Source organism: Chitinibacter bivalviorum, assembly GCF_013403565.1.
Lineage (GTDB): Bacteria > Pseudomonadota > Gammaproteobacteria > Burkholderiales > Chitinibacteraceae > Chitinibacter > Chitinibacter bivalviorum.
In genome coordinates this window covers 295,696-314,129 of record NZ_CP058627.1, presented here as the reverse complement: position 1 = coordinate 314,129, position 18,434 = coordinate 295,696, and the positions used below count along the sequence as shown (strand labels likewise).

The window sequence follows — 18,434 nt, the reverse complement described above, 5'->3', positions numbered from 1 at the left end:
CAAAGTAAGGATTAAAATTTTATTTTATATTTTTAATAAAGCACCGCCCCCGCCCCCCAAGCAGTCCCTTGCAACTAAATTAAAAATACTTCCCCACATCCGTAGCGCAGCCAATAAACAACCGCCTACTATGAAAGATAAATTGCATTTTTTCCAGTGATTTATGCAACACTACTTATAGTGCACCTCAAAGCAACTGCAATTAACTTTTCCATTCTCTCGGTCGGCGTAGGTAACTGATGCAGAATATCAAATCCAATATCTATTTTCTCCTTCATCAATGCTGAATCTAAAAAGGCACGTTCAATCGTACTTGCAACATCCCTCGCATCCAGAGGATTAAAATAAAAAGCTGCTTCTTTACAAACCCCTGTAGCAAAACCAAGTTTAGATGTTAGTATAATTTTTTTACTAGCAAAGGCCTCTGGGTAATTACAGCTAAAGCATTCAATAAGAGACGGCAAAAATACACCATCACATTGATCATAAATTGAGGGACATTCACTATTTTTAACAGGACCAATATTAATTATTCGTCCATCATTTCTATTAAAGATTCGATCATAATCCGCAGAAGAAACAGTAACAACAAACTTATAATTACAGGGAAGTAGCCTCACCAAATCATTTATAATAGATAAATTTTTATGTGGGTACGGCACAGCTACTGTCAATAAAATAACATCACCAACCTCCCTTGGGATATTTTTTGCTATTACTTTAGAATCATCCATTTCTTTAATTCTAAAATACTCTGAAGCAGTGTTTTCAACAACAGATATTTTACAAGGGGAAACTTTAAACTTTTCACTCAATCGATTTGCAGAATCAATAGTTTCAGTAAAAAAATAATCCGAGTTTCGAACGAACGATTTTTTTTGCAAAATATTCAGCAATCTCCTTTTTAGCGCCATCCAAAAAGGCATTAACTTTAGTGCAGCACTATTATCATATATAAGCCATCCCTGTGCAAATCCTACTAGATGAATAACATTTTTTGGCCTCCAATAAGTGGGCCCAAAAATTGTAACAAAAACATCTGGAGAGTACGCATCAATAATCTCTTGAATTTTTTTCCTTGACTGAAAAGCCATAACTCTATTTGGTGAAATTGGCACCTCAATAACACGCCCCTCCCAATTTTTTGGAATTTTGACTTGCTGATTAACCGCACTACTTACGATAATAGCACTAACACTAGAGGATGATGAATTCACAATCTCATTTATTATTGAGGCTGCATATTGAGCCCCCCCACCAACATTTAAATTACTTGCATTAATTATTACAGACTTTTCCACGAACAATTCCATTTCCTCTATATTTTACCCACAAATAGACCAACCACACAGGAAACAATGCGGAAGTTAACGTTGTAAGTACAACATCCGTAAATTCCGAATAAGAAAAACGCGAAACAGCAATTACAAGGTAAAAATATAAAATAACGTTAACAGCCAAAAATGACTTTAAACCTTTATTTAAAACCATCAACCTATAAAAAATACAACCCACAATAAATAGCAATAAGTTTATCAAAACCCCAAAAAAAACTCCGCCCAATAAACCAAAATTCATTACTCCCTCAGTAATAGATCCAGTTGCCAAATTAGATAGCCCTTGGAGTTGATTTCCAGCATAAACCTCAGTAAATACAACCCCACCAGTGTTTGGCTTTGAAGGATATAAAACTCGAGGAATCAAGTTAGTAAACACCGTTAAATATGTCGCACCAAGCTGTAATTCCTCAACATTTGTTGAAAAAATTATCTCCAAAGGAATGATTCCATACGTTGTATGGGTTGATTCAAGTTTTTTATCAAAATCAAGATCACCTGTTGTTGCCACGCTTCCAAAGTCATCACGAATAGCGCCCAGTACCCCGGCAAATAGAGAAATTCCAACAAAAGCAATAGCGGCCCACTTTATTTTAACTGGCCTAACAATATAATTATAACTTAAAACTTGACCAAAAATAATCGTTGCAATAAAAGAGCGAGATCCTGTAAGTAAACCAATAGATAAAAAAACACAAAAATGAACACCATATAAAAAAACTTTAGTTTTTGTTCTATGAGTATCCATAAAAATAAAATTAAAGTATAGCAAATTTAAAGCAGGAACAATGCCAAATAAAAGTGTAACAGGCCCCAATCCCGCCCAATCACGGACCCTAAAAACAAGAGACGAGATATACTCAGCCAAACCGCCAGACAAATATATTAAATAACACTTTGCCACAATTCCTGGAATTGTTAAAAACCAAATAAAGCCATAGACTTTATTGCAATTCAACACATGACTCGAGCTTAAACTTTCCACATTAAATTTCGGCTCAAAATACAAGCAAACAGCAACAGATAAAATAGTAAGCAAATAGCAAAACAAAGTTTGCCATTGAACTTCATTAACATATATGCCAGAATAAAAAAACACCGAGTACAGCATATAAATCTTAACAGGAGAAAACAAATCTTTATTGCTAGACCAACTACAAAGAACAATAGCAAAAGACAATATCGCAATAAATAACTTAACGTAATCCACCCCCCCGCCTCCTTTCCTCATATAAATTCAAATATGTAGAAGAAACCTCTTCTATTCTATTAAATTTTAAAATATTTTTTACCACACTAATTGGACAGGTCAACATCGTTGATTGCGCTAAAAACTCTTTAATACGAAAAGCATTAATCACAGGGCCATCTTTCACACTTAAATTTAATGCATACCCAATCTTTGCATATTCTACAAGTAGGGGGGTATGTTTTCCAGCATCCCCAAGATTTATAATTGGCCTCCCAGTCGCAATATATTCAACAATTTTACTAGGAGTCATCATGCAATTCTTATTTTCAACATTTACAAGAACATCTGCAGTTTTCATTACACCAATAACATCTCTGCGACTAATTTCTCCAGCGTATAAAATATTAGCAATACCTGTCTGATCGAGGGAAAATCCGTTATCTGGTCCATACAATGTCAAGGTACAATTGGAAGGGGTATCTTTTTCCAACACCTCCATAATATCTATTAAGTCATAAGGCTCCCTAATAGATTTATGAAAGCCACCAGTATATACAACATTAATTGGTTTTTCCTCTTTACTCACAAAAGCAGTTGAATAATATTTATCTAAATCTACCAAATGAGGTACTACACTTAATTTACCCCCTCCACCAAACACACGACTGTATGTATCTCTTGTCTCACTATTTGTAAATGTTACACAGTCAGAGTTATTGATTATCAATTTCTCCAGCCAGTGATTAAGGGCACTATAAATTGCAAAGTTATTTGGAGGCATTGTATTTGACACTGAAAATGGATCACCATAATCGGAAATCCACACAACAGCATCTTTTTTAAGAAATTTCAATAAAGCCCCCATTATATGACTCGACATAAATGGATAATAGCTCACAATCAAATCAAAATTTTTATTTTTCGCAGAAAACGCGTACTTTATTAGATATAAAACCCAATGCCAACGAGCATCAGGCCAGTAAACCTTTCGATAAATCCTTCTTGCAAGACGAATGAAAAAATCATATTTAGATTTTTTATTATTTGCGACACTTACATCAGTATTATTTGCACCAAAACCTACCCTGTTAATTTTGAGAGTGGCATCAACATCCAATTCTACGAAATTGCCAGTACATCGACTTGTAACAACCTCAATATAATGACCTTCTGCAGCCAAAAAATCCGCTATTTCACTCCATCGATACGCATGTGCATTAGTCATCGGGCGATAGTAGTAATTTATTATTAATACTCTCACAATTAATTTTCCCTCCTCGTTTTATTTGAAAAATAATAACAAATAACAATCAACAGTGTTATTGTGGAATATGCGCAAACCGATGCCAACGCAGGGCTATACAAGCCGCCAATATTCTTAATAAGAAAATAACTTGCAAAATTCACAAAAAAACCAACAAAAAAACAATAGAAAACTAACCTTGTCAAATTAGCCAACAGAAGAAAATTAATATATACAGACCCCACCACTGAAACCAATGGAATCACAGACAATAGTAAAAAAACATTTTGGGCATACAAATATCTCGCCCCATCAACTACCGGAGAAATCAAATATACGCCACTGGAAATAGTAAAGTATGCAATGAGAAGTAATGGGGAGAACGCGTAGATTTTTTTTATGGCGCTTTTACGTTGCTCGAGATCCATCGAAGCTAGCTTTGCTACAAAAACAACATTAAAAGCATAAGCCCCCATGCTTAAAATGGCCTGGTATCTCATTGCCACACCATAAGTAGCAACAACAGTCGAAGAATAATCTGATTTAGACATAATCAACGGAAGATATGGAATTATGGATCCAATTAATGAATAAAGCAGTATATATTTTACATTTAAAAAGTCATCAACAACACCACTAAGATTCCAAACAACTTTATTTTCACCAACCTCCTTAAAACACAATATCGAAGGCAATGTTGCAACTATTAGAGCCGCAATTAAAACAACAGGTTCATCAAAACCAAATGAAACCAACAAAAAAACCAGGGCAAGCCAAATGCAATTTTTTATAACCTCAGAAAAAGAAAATAAAAAGAAAAACATTTTTTGCTGGGCTTTTATTCGCAGCAATTGTTGATATGACAATGTGCATATAGCAAAAAAAATAACGAAACACTCATTAGCTGTTATACTACCCCAAAGCCAAGCCACCGAAAAAAAAGCACTTACCCCTGAAAACAAAAATCCTAACAACAAAATTTTATTTTCATATCGAGAAAATTGGGTTATATAAATCCGCTCAATAGGAGCACAACTAACTTGATAACCCAGCATGATCGATGCCAAAATTACCGAAAAATTGGAATATTGAGCCACACTTAGCTTATTAATGATAAAGAATTGAACTGCCACCATAAAGACCTTGGATAGCAGATCCCCTGATGCCACTTTTAAAAAGCTATTATTTTTTAATTTTTCAAAAAAAATCAAAACCTCTGCCATCATAAAATTTGAACAATCCTTAAAATATAATAATAAAACACTGGATACCGCCGGTTTATTTTTTAACTCTCATTACTCAATAAAATATTGCCACCTAGCATCGTTTAAGCCATTGATCAAACGTTGCAATTCATATGCAAATTATGTTGATTTATTGGTTTTACACGTAAGCGAGAACATTTCGTCCATTCAGTTACTGCGAACTATTTGACTTAAATTATCTGTTTTTAAAAAGAAAAATATTCATCTTTTTTAATATGAACAGGGGATTGAGACAGCAGCAAAAAATGTTCAAATAATCGTCGCACCACAAAATTGTACGTTCTTCCTCTGGAAACCAATAATTTTTCGTTTTATACAAAAATTTAGCAATGTCACTTAGCACCAAAAAGCTATGGGCAAAGCCCTCGGGAATCCAAAGTAGGTGCTTGTTTTCTTCACTCAGTGTCACACCAATCCACTTCCCAAGGGTCGGAGAGGATTGACGTAGATCGACGGCCACATCAAACTCTTCGCCGCGTGTGCAGCGCACGAGTTCAAGGATAGCGGACGGCTTGCCCAGATCACAGTCTTCACGATCAAACGCGATGACCTCGCCCAGAACGGCAAGGCTGCGTTGCAGCTCCAAACCGACCTGGCCGTTTGTACACGTAAGTAAGATCTGGGGAGTGAGGAATAGGGAGTTGGGAGTCGTCATAGAATTATGTGCAATTTTTTTTATGTAAGCCGCCCAGCATTCGACCGACCAAATTCATTTGTTCAAAAAGCGTCGGATCTTCAGAAAAATACATTAACATCAAAGCAATTTCAGCTTGAGTATCAAGCTCACTCAAGGAATCACGTGCGATATTGAGAAAGTGCAAATATTCTTTACTTGTACCTCTCGCTGCACCTTCCGCAATATTTGATGGCACAGAAACTGCAGCTCGGCGCATCTGACCGATCAGGCCAAAAAGCTCATCACCTAGGAACAGGCCAGTCAGTGCATAGACATCTTTCACTAATTGCATCGGTTGCCGCCATGTTTCCAATTGCTTATGCGGTTTATCCACTCCCTACTCTCCACTCACCACACACAGTTTCTCCGCCCACTCACGGTATGCACCGCTGGTGACGTTCTGCAGCCAGGCTTGATTCGTCAGATATCATTCCGCCGTTTTGCGGATACCCGATTCAAACGTCTCAGCCGGTTTCCAGCCCAATTCGCGCTCGAGTTTACGCGCATCAATGGCGTAGCGACGGTCATGTCCTGGGCGATCCGTGACATAGGTGATTTGCTCGGCGTAGCCTTGAGCATCGGCACGGGGCTGCAATTCATCGAGCAGACTGCAAATGGTTTTAACCACGTCCAGATTGGCTTTTTCGTTCCAGCCACCCACGTTGTAGGTTTCGCCAACCGTACCAGCTTCGAGCACACGACGAATCGCTGAACAATGATCTTTCACATACAGCCAGTCACGAATTTGCTGGCCATCGCCATAGATGGGCAATGGTTTGCCATTCAAGGCATTCAAAATCACCCGCGGAATCAACTTCTCTGGGAAGTGATACGGGCCGTAATTATTTGAGCAATTGGTGGTCAACACCGGCAAGCCGTACGTGTGATGCCAAGCGCGCACCAAATGGTCTGAAGCGGCTTTTGATGCAGAGTATGGGCTGTTTGGCTCGTAGGTATTGGTTTCACTAAACGGCGGGTCATTCGCTGCCAGCGTGCCATAGACTTCGTCGGTCGATACATGCAAAAAGCGGAAAGCCGCTTTCTCATCCGCTGGTAGCTCATTCCAGTAAGCGCGCACGCTTTCGAGCAGATTGAATGTACCAACGACATTGGTCTGAATGAAATCGCCAGGGCCGTGAATTGATCGATCAACGTGCGACTCAGCCGCAAAATTCACAACCGCGCGGGGTTTATGCTCGGCCAGTAATTGGCCAATGACTTCACGATCACCAATATCGGCACGAACAAAGAGATGACGGGTATCGCCCTGCAAGCTTTGCAATGTATCGAGGTTACCGGCATACGTCAGCTTATCCACTTTGATCACGGCTTCATCTCCAGCAGCGAGCCAATCGAGGACAAAATTACCGCCGATAAATCCAGCACCACCTATTACTAAAATAGTCATTGCAATATTCCAAACTGATTTGGATACGAAGCAAGATTTAAGCCATACAACCTATGCTTATTTTGCACGCCATGCTGTAGCAATCTTGTTCATCAACGCTGTTGAATTTTCATTTTCACGCGATTTAATAAAGGCTTCGGCTATAAATGCCCACAGTACCGCGCCAAACAAAGCAGCAAAGGCCGTCAGCAAGACAATCAAGCCACGCTTCGGCCCTGATTTTTCATCCGGCACTTCAGCAGCGGTCATTTTTAGATCATCACGCTCTTGTTTTTTCAGTAAATCAATACGGCGATCTAAGCGCTCGATCAAAGCATCCCAATACGATTGTTGCTGCAAAGCATCAACGGATGCAATCCATAAGCCCGTATTGGCGGAAGCTGATTGTTTTTTCATTCCATCAACTACTAAGCGCTGCAAACTACCAAGCTGGTCTTGCATCCGCACCAATTCATTTTGCATCAAATCTGACACACCTCCTTGCAAGGTCGATTCAGCCTGAATCGCGGCAAGACTGGTAATGCCATAACGATCAGCAGGCGAAAGCAAAGCTATAGTGGCTGCAATCTCTGGCTTTTTTATTGTGACATCAAATTTGGCTTTGTTTTTAGCCGCAATTTCACGACGCAACTCTAAATCGTAACGACCTTTAGAGATATCAAGCAATCGCATCGTATAGAGATTTTCTTGCAAGGCACTCCCCATGCGATTAGCCAATTGGGCAGCAAACTCAGGGTTTTCATCGGTGACATTGACATCCAAATACGCATCTTTAGCATTGAGGGCTACTTTAACGTTTTTCCCCATCTCCTTGCGCGTTGCTTTACGTCCCTTGGTATCGTAATGCTCAGCCAGCTTCATTTCTTTGGAGATGTCTTCCAAGACCTGATCATTCGTCAGTACCCAGTTGTAAACTGACGCATTTTTTGACGGTGCGATTTTGAACGTGGCGGTATATTCATTGGGCAAACTAAAGCTCACAGCTGCAGCAACTAAACCAGCAATGATCGGCAAGCCAATAATCAGTTTTTTATGCTTAGCCAAAACCAAAGCGAGGTCTAACAAGGAGATTTCATCATCTGCTGTATGTTCAGCGGGCATGCTCGGTTTCGAGTCTAGGGTCATGGATTTTCTTCTTGGTTCAAAATAATAATTAAAATGAATTCGCTTAAGGCCACAGATAATGGAAAAACAACATTATGCGGCAAAGGCGCATTCTACCTAACAACACAGCCGCACTGTTATTTTGTAAGCAAAAAAACCCGCAACAAGGCGGGTTTTTACACACAAATTTCATGCAAATCAATTTTGAAACATCAAAACGCAAATGGCTTGGCAGCGGCTTGAAAGCGTGGCAAGTTGTAATCAAAAACTTCGCGCGTTGTATTCGCGCCACTGCCTTGTGTCGTAACAACTGTGGCATGCATGATAGGCTCTTGCCCAATGACAGTAATCAGACGACCGCCAACCACCAACTGTTTGCTCAATTCTTCTGGAATAGCCTCGAATGAAGCCGCTGCGATGATGGCATTAAATGGGCCTTGCTTACTAGCTAAGGTCGCGCCCACTTCAATGCTGACATTTTTAATACCCGCAGCTTTCAGCGCCGCATTGGTCAATTCGGCTTGTTTAGTATCAGCCTCAATCACCACCACTTGCGCGCACAGACCGGCGGCCAAAGCAGCAAGGTAAGCGGTACCCGAGCCTACAATCAGCAATTTGTCGCTGGCTTTGAGCGCAATTTCTTGCAAGAAGCGCGCTTCAACTTTTGGCGCGAGCATCAATTGTCCATTGCCCAATGGCAACTCAACATCCACAAAGGCCAATTCTTTTTTATCAGCAGGCACGAAGTCTTCACGACGAGTGTTAAGGATGCGATCGAGCACGTTGGAGTCCAAAACGTTCCATGGACGAATTTGTTGTTCAACGAGTAGATAGCGTGCTTTTTCCCAATCCATGTTTGTGTCACCTCAAAGCGCGGCCAGTTTTGGCCGTTGTTGATCGAATATATCTTGCAATTATCCCACAACTCTTTTAGTTTCACATTCATTCATATCGCTAGGGGTTCTGATCAGTTGTTTTGATCGGATGAGAGATACCCTTGAACCTGATCCGGTTAATACCGGCGTAGGAAAGCGAGTGCGCCGTCGTTGGATCCCTAACAACTGGCTTCACTTGATCTCCTCCCCTTGCGAAATCGACACCGATTTTTGATTTGCAGCCTAACAAGCTGCGCAGGCCTGCCATCTTGGCGAGCTTGAACTGGAGAAAGAGTATGAACGCCAAAGTAGAATTTCTAGCCACTGAAGCCGTCGTTGATTCTGCGGCGATCCAACCGCTTCCCAACTCTCGCAAAGTGTATGTCGAAGGCTCACGGCCAGACATTCAAGTGCCGATGCGCGAGATCAGCCAAGCTGATACGCCCACGATGTTCGGCGGCGAGCAAAACCCACCGATCTACGTTTACGACTGTTCTGGCCCTTATACCGATCCAAACGCAACGATTGATGTACGTAAAGGCCTCGCGCCGATCCGCGCAGCATGGATTGAAGAGCGCAATGACACAGAGTTGCTCGATGGCATGACCAGCGAATACGGCCGTGCCCGTGAAGCCGACAAGAGCCTAGACGACCTACGCTTTGAGTTGCAACGCAAACCGCGCAAAGCCAAAGCGGGACAAAATGTGTCGCAAATGCATTACGCGCGTAAAGGTATCGTGACGCCAGAAATGGAATACGTTGCAATCCGTGAAAATCTGCAGCGCGAAAAATACACCGAAAGTCTGTTAGCGCTGGGCGAAAAAGGCAAAAAACTCGCCAAAATGATGCTGTTCCAGCACCCAGGTCAAAACTACGGTGCGAATATTCCAGAAAAAATCACGCCAGAATTCGTGCGCGATGAAGTCGCCGCTGGACGCGCAGTGATCCCAAACAATATTAATCACCCAGAATCAGAGCCAATGATTATTGGCCGCAACTTCTTGGTGAAAATCAACGGCAATATCGGTAATTCAGCCGTGACATCTTCAATCACCGAAGAAGTCGACAAAATGACTTGGGGTATCCGTTGGGGCGCCGACACGATCATGGATCTATCGACCGGTAAAAACATTCACGAAACGCGCGAATGGATTTTGCGCAATTCTCCAGTACCCATCGGCACCGTGCCAATTTACCAAGCCTTGGAAAAAGTAAACGGCAAAGCAGAAGATCTGACTTGGGAAATCTTCAAAGACACACTGATTGAGCAAGCCGAACAAGGCGTTGACTACTTCACCATCCACGCTGGTGTATTGCTGCGCTACGTGCCAATGACGGCGAACCGCATGACCGGTATCGTGTCACGCGGCGGCTCGATCATGGCCAAATGGTGCTTGGCGCATCACAAAGAAAACTTCCTGTACACGCATTTCGAAGAAATCTGCGAAATCATGAAGGCTTACGACGTAGCCTTCTCGCTCGGCGATGGTCTGCGCCCTGGCTCGGTATGGGATGCGAACGACGAAGCGCAATTGGGCGAATTGAAAACCCTGGGCGAATTGACGCAAATCGCGTGGAAACACGATGTACAAGTCATGATCGAAGGCCCAGGCCACGTGCCGATGCAATTGATCAAAGAAAATATGGATAAAGAGCTGGAATGGTGCCACGAAGCACCGTTCTATACCCTTGGCCCATTGACGACCGACATTGCCCCAGGCTACGACCACATCACTTCAGCAATTGGCGCGGCGCAAATCGGCTGGTACGGCACCGCGATGCTTTGCTATGTAACGCCGAAAGAACACTTGGGTCTGCCAAACAAAGCCGACGTAAAAGAAGGCATTATCACGTACAAGCTGGCAGCACACGCAGCCGACTTGGCAAAAGGTCATCCTGGCGCGCAGATTCGTGACAATGCCTTGTCGAAAGCGCGTTTTGAATTCCGCTGGGAAGATCAATTCAATATCGGCCTCGATCCAGACCGCGCACGTGAATTCCACGACGAAACATTGCCGAAAGACAGCGCTAAAGTCGCTCACTTCTGCTCAATGTGCGGCCCACACTTCTGCTCGATGAAAATCACACAAGACGTACGTGAATACGCTGAGCAGCAAGGCATTGAAGCTGAAGAAGCTTTGAAAAAAGGCATGGAAACTAAGTCGATCGAATTCATTAAAGGCGGCGCAAAGCTGTACGATAAAGCTTAAATTACATTAAGCTCCAAAATAAAAGCCACGCAAATTATGCGTGGCTTTTTAATGGGTATACCGCCAAAACCCAATCAAATATTAACCTTGAATAACATACCCTAAAGCGCCTAATCTAAATCAGCTAAAAACTACCGCCATACATGCGATAGCACCAGCGAGATTTCACTGGCTTTGGTCGTATTCACCGCCGTTTTTACAGGTAATTCGCCGATGAGTTTCAGACTATTATTGCCAGGCAATTTGACATAAAACATCGCGCCTGCAACCCAATTATTGAGGCCATTGTGATCGGCGCGCCCGCCTCGGCTGGTTTCGCCGCCAGTTTTATATTCCAGTGTGCCGGCAAAATAACTGCTGCGCAGCGAGCCGTAGCTGGCCATGAATTTGAAATTGTATTGATTGGCTTGGCTAAAAGTCGTACCGCGATATTCGTCGTTATCTGAAAACCAATTGAGGTTTGCAAGCGCTTCGAGCAGCAAATTACCCTGCGTCCAACCTAGCTGGCACTCAGGGATAACGATCCAGCGATTTTGCCCAGGATTGCTGCTGCGAAAGGCTTGATATGAGCCCAGCGGCAAGCTGGCATAAACTTGGCAACCACTACTCAAGCCATCCGCATCATAGGTTTTCAATTCTTCCCGGCTGATCGCGGGCGTACGGTATGTGCCGACGGCCAAACCGATCATTGGGTCACCCATTCCTGATTGATCATCCCCTTTGCGGCGGCTGTTGCTGAAATCTTGATCAATCACGGCGTAGGGAATCTGAATCGCGGCGGTCGCCATGTGCCCGGCCAGATCAAAATACTGCGCATGCCGCAGGGTATAAGTGTGCTTGGTGGTGTTTTCGACTTCTTTCGGGCCGCGTGGTGTGTCGGCTTCTTGCACCTTAAATCTCAGCGAGGTGCGCGACGTGTCGTCGGCTTCAACGACGTAGGATCGCGGATCAGTGGCCTGGGCCTGCATCCCAATTTGCACAAGCAACACACACAAACACAGCTGTAATCGATAAACCATACCGCACACACAAATCCAGAAAACAGACAAAGTCATGAATCAGGGAACTTTACCTGAGAATTGCCTTCGCATTGAGCAGTACCCGCTATTTCGAGCATAGACACAACACAAAATACTCTAAGGTATACAAACAAACTCTTTAATTAAATTAGCCCTCATTAATATACCTGCTACGGGTATACGGATTTTCTAGTTAATACAAAGTAGAGCGCTATAGTGAAACCGCACGAGGTAATCAGCGCTAGGGATGAGCTTGCTATGAATAAACTCTCTTACGGGTACTGGATCGCGATTTTATTTGTGATTCGTAGCCTGATGCATATTTTGCAACTCCCTGATGCGCATGATTTATTTGGCCTAGTCGTCACCTCACTGGTCTTTGTTCTGATCTGGCGTCATGTCAATAACGAAGCCCTGCTGCGCCCTTTTCTCTTGGGCGTATCAATTTACTGGGTCGGAAATTTTCTCGATTGGATAGATGGAGTCTACAAGGGCAAGGGCACGATGGGTCTGATCGCAGATACTTATGATGATCTTTTCTTTGCAACAGGTTTTTTTCTGATCGGCATTGCTTTTCTGCGTGTAATTTCAGAGCGGATAGAACTCATCACCCAGCTCAATGCCGAAATCAGCACCAGCAAACAATTACAAGCCTCGCTATACCTGCAAGCGTATAGCGACGAGCTCACTGGTCTGGGCAATCGGCGTGCTTTATTCAATCGACTCAATCAAAAACTCAGCACTCAAGAAAGCGGCACCTTGCTATATATCGATGTGAATAACTTCAAGCCCGTTAATGATCAATTTGGTCATGATATGGGGGATTTGGTACTTAAACTCTGCGCCAAGCAATTGCACCACGACGGCGCCGAAGCATTTCGTATGGGTGGCGATGAATTTGTTGTCCTGCTCGCACAGCAAAACCCTGCGCGATGGATCGAGAAGTTAAGCGCAGATGCCCAAGGATTGAAACAAGAATACGGCATTTCTTTTAGCATCGGCGTCGCTCCTTTTTCCGCGGATCAGCCCACCACCAGCGATGAGCTGCTGGCCAATGCCGACCAAGCCATGTACAGCGATAAAATCGAGCGTCGAAATCGTAGCCGCTAAAGCCAAATTATTGCCATTTTTCCTGCATTAATCTCCACACAAGCTCTTGATTACCTTATACTTCCGCGCCTTAATGCCATACTCTCGGAAGCCCCATGCTATTGCCGCACCAACTCGAATTACTCTCCCCCGCCAAAAACGCTGAAATCGGCCGCGAAGCCATTTTGCATGGCGCGGATGCGGTGTATATCGGCGGACCGGGGTTTGGTGCGCGGCATAATGCGTCAAATTCGATTGCCGACATCGCCGACTTGGTGAAATTTGCGCATCGCTATCATTCACGCATCTTCGTCACGCTCAATACGATTTTGCACGACACCGAGCTTGAACCTGCGCGCCAGCAGATTATTCAGCTCTACGAAGCGGGTGTGGATGCGCTGATTGTGCAAGACATGGGTGTGCTGGAGCTCGATATTCCGCCGATTCAATTACACGCCAGCACCCAATGCGATATTCGCAATGCAGATAAAGCGCGATTTCTGGCCGACGCGGGTTTCTCGCAAGTTGTATTGGCGCGCGAGCTGACGATCCCGCAAATTCGCCAAATTAGCGACGTGGTCGGCGACGCAGCGACGATTGAATACTTTATCCACGGCGCACTGTGCGTCGCGTTTTCCGGCCAATGCAATATCAGCCACGCGCACACTGGCCGCAGCGCCAACCGCGGCGATTGCTCGCAAGCCTGTCGTCTGCCCTACACGCTGACCGACCATCAAGGCCGCGTGGTGGCGTTCGATAAGCATTTGCTGTCGATGAAAGACAATGACCAAACCAATAATCTGGAAGCCTTAATCGACGCGGGCGTGCGTTCGTTCAAAATCGAAGGCCGCTACAAAGACATGCAGTACGTCAAAAATATCACGGCGCATTACCGTTTGTTGCTCGACGAAATCATGGAAAACCGCAGCGAATTTGCGCCGGCCTCAAGTGGTCGCAGCGAGATTTTCTTCCGCCCCGATGTGGATAAATCTTTCCACCGCGGCCACACCGATTACTTTGCGACGGGTCGCAAAGAAGACATCGGCGCTTTTGATTCGCCCAAATACATTGGCGTACCGCTGGGCACCGTGACCAAGGTTGCTGATAAGTATTTCGAGCTGGAAATCGCCGACAACAATGACGCGATGGCGAACGGCGACGGCCTCAACTTTATGAAAAAGCGCGAAGTCATTGGCGTTCAAGCCAATACCGTAGAAGGCGTGAATAAAGACGCCGGCATCTGGCGTGTATTTCCGAATGAAATGATGAGCGAGCTAGTCGGCCTAAAACCAGGCACGCCGCTGCACCGCAACCGCGATCATGCGTGGGAACAAGCTTTAAACAAAAAATCGGCCGAGCGCAAAATCGGCGCGTGGCTCACTTTGAATGAAACCTCCTCGGGCTTATCACTCACGATCACCGATGCTGATGGCTGTAGCGCGACGGTCAATACCGAGCTCAAACTCGAAGTTGCCCAAAACGCCAATAAAGCATGGAGCACGCTACGCGATAATCTGGCCAAGCTCGGCAACACGATGTTTTACGCCGAAGATGTGGCGCTCAATTTGAGTCAAGCTTGGTTTGCGCCCGCGTCGCTAATTAATGCGCTGCGCCGCGAAGTGGTTGAACAACTCGAAGCAGCCCGCATTGCCGCATGGTATCGCCCTGAACGCAAGGCAGCAATTGAGCCTCCAGTACCATACCCCGGTGAAACATTGTCATTCCTTGCCAATGTGTACAACACCAAGGCGCGCGCTTTCTACGAAAAACATGGCGTCAAACTAATCGCTGCGGCCTACGAAGCACACGAAGAAGCCGGCGAAGTACCGCTAATGATCACCAAGCACTGCCTGCGTTTTAGCTACAATCTGTGCCCGAAACAAGGCAAAGGTATTATTGGCGTGAAAGGCCAGATTCGCGCCGAACCGATGACGCTGAGCTCAGGCTCGGAAAACTATAAATTGGTGTTCGATTGCAAACCCTGCGAGATGCATGTGGTGGGAAAAATGAAACCTCACATCCTCAAAGCCCCCGCTCCTACCACGGCCAATGTGCAAACGATCGAGTTTTACAAAGCCAAGCCGGAAGGTTATGGGCATTAAACTCTTCCCGCCCCATTAGCTTCAGCGCTGCTTGGATATGCAATTTGTGGGTGTCGTTTTTTTGTATTCTATTTTGATAGAAACATAAATCGACATCCTTCAATCACTACATCAGAATTTGTTTATTTTGCATCGCAACATAAAATATTTAATCTAAATCTGAATAAAATCATAAAAATGTTGCAGCGCAATACATTAACTATTGTTAATGTTGTAGCAAATAACATTCTGATTTTATTCATGTAATTTCGCTCACTCCCGCCTGTAACAATTCTTGACTTCGATCTGCTCCAACGGCTTAATCTGCTTCGTGCCGCTGTAAGTTTGTTCTTACGAGCGCCACAATTGGTATTACCTAGCAGCACTCTTGCGCTGCATGACTGTGATACTCAACCTCAATTAGAAAGCTAATAAATCCGAATACAGGATGGAGAGAACTATGTCTAATTTCACCCGCTTTATCGCGGCGGCCATTCCGGCAGCCATGATTACAGCCTTTGCTCATGCAGGTTACCCTGCTTGGGTGGATGGTGGTACTTACAATGCAGGCACGATTGTGAGCTACGCTGGCAACGATTATCAGGCGCTGGTGACCCAGACCGATTATCTGGGCGCAAACTGGAATCCAGCCGCGACACCCAGTCTGTGGAAACTAATTGGCCCCGATTCAAGCAGCAGCACGCCTGCACCAACAGCAACACCGGCGCCAACTGTAACGCCAGCGGTCACACCGATTGGCTTACCTACCCCGAGCCCAACAGCCAAACCAACTGCCACACCAGTGAGCGCCGGCAGTTGCGTGGCAGCTTGGAATAGCGGCACCGCATACACGGGTGGACAAACTGCTAGCTACAACGGCCACAACTACAAAGCGCAATGGTGGACTCAGAACGAAGACCCAAGCACACACTCAGGTACTAGCCAACCTTGGTCTGATTTAGGTAGCTGCACCGGTGGCCCAGCGACTGCAACACCAACGGCCACACCGAAAGTAACACCGGTTGTGACCAACTCACCAACACCAGTCGTGACGACATCACCGACACCGACGCCCACCACAAGTACGACTCCAGCGCCAAGCCAGCAGCCAGGTAATGCCTTGTCGTTCAGCTATGGCGCATACAAAGACGTTACAGTAAGCACCAACTGGAATAATCTGGCGATGCAGGGCGTCGATACTTCTGGCAAATTGCTGCCGATTGCACAAGCAATGCCAGCAGGCATGAAAACGCTGACTTGGGCTTTTGTAACTGGTGAGTGCGGCTCAAATGCGGTAACACCTGCAGGTGAAAATGTTGCCGGCATGAATCCAGTTGATTTTGCCGCTGGCAATATGCCCTCGTTTATCAGCTCAGGCAAAACTTACATCGTCGCTGTAGGCGGCGCAGCGGGTAAATTTACTTGCGCGACCGATGCAGGCTTTACGACCTTCCTGAGTCATTACAATTCGGCCAATATGGTTGGGGTGGATTTTGACATCGAAGGCGGTCGCAATACTGCGGCTGAAATCGCCAGCATGGTGGCGCGCGTAAAAACAGCGCAGCAGACTTACCCCAATATGCGCTTTAGCTTCACGATTCCTACATTGGCCAATAACAATGGCGCTTCAGTTGCCACCGATTTAGGTGCAGGCTCACCAGACCCACTCGGTAGCGACGGTCAAATGGTCATGGCGGCAATTAAAGCGGCGGGTCTGAAAAACTACATCATTAATTTGATGGCGATGGATTACGGCGCACCAAAAGCGAATGTGTGTGTGGTCAGTGGCGGCTCTTGCCAGATGGGTCAATCAGCGATCCAAGCGGCAATGAATCTGCACAACTTCTACGGCGTACCGTATAACCAGATCGAATTGACGCCTGAAATTCCAAGTGATGACGTGGGCGCGCATTTCTCAACCGACCGCGATATTCCGGATGTAGCTGCATTCATCAAAGCCAACGGCTTGGCTGGTTTGCATTACTGGTCTTATGAGCGCGACACCACAGGTCTGCCATATGCCAACGGTTTTGCCAAAGCACTTGGTCAGTAATTGAGCTTAAAATAACATACAGCCCGTGCTTACACGGGCTGTTTTATTTGGTAAACCTCACTCAATCATTGCTGAGCTTATCCTTGCCGCCACGGTGGCGGCTGGTATTGCTCGATCAAAGATCGTGCGCGCTCAACGCCGCCAACAGTACCGACCAGAATCGTCGGTGGTTGGCCATTCAATTCTGGATGCGGGCAAGTTAGCCATTGCACCACGGTTTCTAAATTACCCAGCTTCTTTTCCGCCAGATCCAGCAAAGGCAACCAAGCCATCAGCGAATGCGGCTCAAATTGCATCACCGCTTTCAGATCCGCGTACTGATCGGGTTGATCTAGCAATTCTTGCTCAAGTAATTCAAGAAAAAGTGGAATGCGAAGCATCGATTACCTCAAGCAGGTATAGCCATCAAATCATTACCATGAATGATCTGCAGAGCAATACCCATCAATATGTTGCCATTGCCGGATCAACTTGTGCAGCCCATGCCGCAACGCCGCCATCCAGATTAATCATTTTTTCAAAACCCTGGCGCTCCAAAAAACCGGCGACTTGATAGCTACGCACACCGTGATGACAAATCACCACATAGGTTGCATCAGGGTCGAGCCGAGCTTGATCGCCAGGGATATTGCCCATTGGGATATGAATACTGCCTGCGATTTGGCACAGTGCAAACTCCCAACTTTCCCTCACATCGAGCAGTTGCGGCGGCACCAGCGTGGCGTCATCGAGCCAGGCTTTCAGTTCGGGAGCGGAAATATGATGCATGAATCACGACCTATTCTTTGTCTAAATCATAGTCATTTTACTTTCTATTCGCCCAAAATAGCGCGCAAACTCACGCAAAACTTGCCGCTCGCTTTGCTATTCCCAAGTAGAATC

Annotated in this window: 15 protein-coding genes, 1 pseudogene and 1 riboswitch; of the genes and pseudogenes, 4 read left to right on the top strand and 12 right to left on the bottom strand. The window is 45.0% G+C overall.

The window, feature by feature from the left end; translation table 11 throughout:
• Window positions 1-161: 161 nt before the first annotated feature.
• The 9 genes and pseudogenes from HQ393_RS01415 to HQ393_RS01375 all read right to left on the bottom strand — a co-directional run bounded on the left by HQ393_RS01415 (window position 162) and on the right by HQ393_RS01375 (window position 9,079).
• On the bottom strand, window positions 162-1,301 hold the full coding sequence (locus HQ393_RS01415; RefSeq protein WP_179357091.1) for a glycosyltransferase: 1,140 nt from the start codon (window positions 1,299-1,301) through the stop codon (window positions 162-164).
• A complete protein-coding gene (locus HQ393_RS01410; RefSeq protein ID WP_179357090.1) occupies window positions 1,279-2,547 on the bottom strand; it encodes a hypothetical protein in 1,269 nt (422 codons plus the stop codon). Before HQ393_RS01410 ends, HQ393_RS01415 begins: the two co-directional genes overlap by 23 nt.
• Complete coding sequence (locus HQ393_RS01405) at window positions 2,534-3,754, bottom strand: glycosyltransferase (protein ID WP_179357089.1); 1,221 nt, start codon at window positions 3,752-3,754, stop codon at window positions 2,534-2,536. The genes HQ393_RS01410 and HQ393_RS01405 overlap by 14 nt, the downstream gene beginning before the upstream one ends.
• Window positions 3,755-3,792: 38 nt before the next feature.
• Complete coding sequence (locus HQ393_RS01400; RefSeq protein ID WP_179357088.1) at window positions 3,793-4,998, bottom strand: lipopolysaccharide biosynthesis protein; 1,206 nt, start codon at window positions 4,996-4,998, stop codon at window positions 3,793-3,795.
• Between the two features lie 214 nt (window positions 4,999-5,212).
• Complete coding sequence (gene rfbC, locus HQ393_RS01395; protein WP_179357087.1) at window positions 5,213-5,692, bottom strand: dTDP-4-dehydrorhamnose 3,5-epimerase; 480 nt, start codon at window positions 5,690-5,692, stop codon at window positions 5,213-5,215.
• Between the two features lie 4 nt (window positions 5,693-5,696).
• Entirely contained in the window at window positions 5,697-6,047 is a 351-nt protein-coding gene (locus HQ393_RS01390) for a four helix bundle protein (RefSeq protein WP_179357086.1), read from the bottom strand.
• Between the two features lie 96 nt (window positions 6,048-6,143).
• Window positions 6,144-7,121 (bottom strand): annotated as a pseudogene (rfbB, locus tag HQ393_RS01385) (dTDP-glucose 4,6-dehydratase); the annotation flags it as partial.
• Window positions 7,122-7,178: 57 nt separating this feature from the next.
• Entirely contained in the window at window positions 7,179-8,246 is a 1,068-nt protein-coding gene (locus HQ393_RS01380) for a Wzz/FepE/Etk N-terminal domain-containing protein (RefSeq protein WP_179357084.1), read from the bottom strand.
• Between the two features lie 191 nt (window positions 8,247-8,437).
• Window positions 8,438-9,079 (bottom strand): protein-L-isoaspartate O-methyltransferase family protein, encoded by a 642-nt coding sequence (locus tag HQ393_RS01375; protein WP_179357083.1) that lies wholly within the window; start codon window positions 9,077-9,079, stop codon window positions 8,438-8,440.
• Between the two features lie 92 nt (window positions 9,080-9,171).
• Window positions 9,172-9,272: riboswitch (TPP riboswitch) on the top strand.
• A 124-nt stretch (window positions 9,273-9,396) separates the two neighbouring features.
• On the opposite strand from HQ393_RS01375, the gene thiC reads away from it, so the two are divergent.
• Window positions 9,397-11,310, top strand: coding sequence for a phosphomethylpyrimidine synthase ThiC (thiC, locus tag HQ393_RS01370; RefSeq protein WP_179357082.1), 1,914 nt, complete (start codon window positions 9,397-9,399; stop codon window positions 11,308-11,310).
• A gap of 131 nt (window positions 11,311-11,441) precedes the next feature.
• Here thiC and HQ393_RS01365 read toward each other — a convergent pair whose 3' ends face one another.
• On the bottom strand, window positions 11,442-12,365 hold the full coding sequence (locus HQ393_RS01365; protein WP_179357081.1) for a transporter: 924 nt from the start codon (window positions 12,363-12,365) through the stop codon (window positions 11,442-11,444).
• Between the two features lie 222 nt (window positions 12,366-12,587).
• Between HQ393_RS01365 and HQ393_RS01360 the strand changes: the two genes are divergently transcribed.
• The 3 genes from HQ393_RS01360 (at window position 12,588) to HQ393_RS01350 (ending at window position 17,552) form a co-directional block, all read left to right on the top strand.
• Window positions 12,588-13,439 carry a GGDEF domain-containing protein gene (locus HQ393_RS01360; RefSeq protein ID WP_179357080.1) on the top strand — a complete coding sequence of 284 codons (852 nt, stop codon included), beginning with the start codon at window positions 12,588-12,590 and terminating at the stop codon, window positions 13,437-13,439.
• Between the two features lie 95 nt (window positions 13,440-13,534).
• The gene (locus HQ393_RS01355; protein ID WP_179357079.1) at window positions 13,535-15,520 is read left to right on the top strand and encodes a peptidase U32 family protein; all 1,986 of its coding nucleotides are present in this window, start codon (window positions 13,535-13,537) and stop codon (window positions 15,518-15,520) included.
• 439 nt (window positions 15,521-15,959) lie between these two features.
• Window positions 15,960-17,552, top strand: coding sequence for a carbohydrate-binding protein (locus HQ393_RS01350; protein ID WP_179357078.1), 1,593 nt, complete (start codon window positions 15,960-15,962; stop codon window positions 17,550-17,552).
• 77 nt (window positions 17,553-17,629) lie between these two features.
• On the opposite strand, the gene HQ393_RS01345 is transcribed toward HQ393_RS01350, so the two are convergent.
• Entirely contained in the window at window positions 17,630-17,932 is a 303-nt protein-coding gene (locus tag HQ393_RS01345; RefSeq protein ID WP_179357077.1) for an antitoxin Xre/MbcA/ParS toxin-binding domain-containing protein, read from the bottom strand.
• Between the two features lie 64 nt (window positions 17,933-17,996).
• On the bottom strand, window positions 17,997-18,320 hold the full coding sequence (locus HQ393_RS01340; protein WP_179357076.1) for a rhodanese-like domain-containing protein: 324 nt from the start codon (window positions 18,318-18,320) through the stop codon (window positions 17,997-17,999).
• Window positions 18,321-18,434 lie beyond the last annotated feature (114 nt).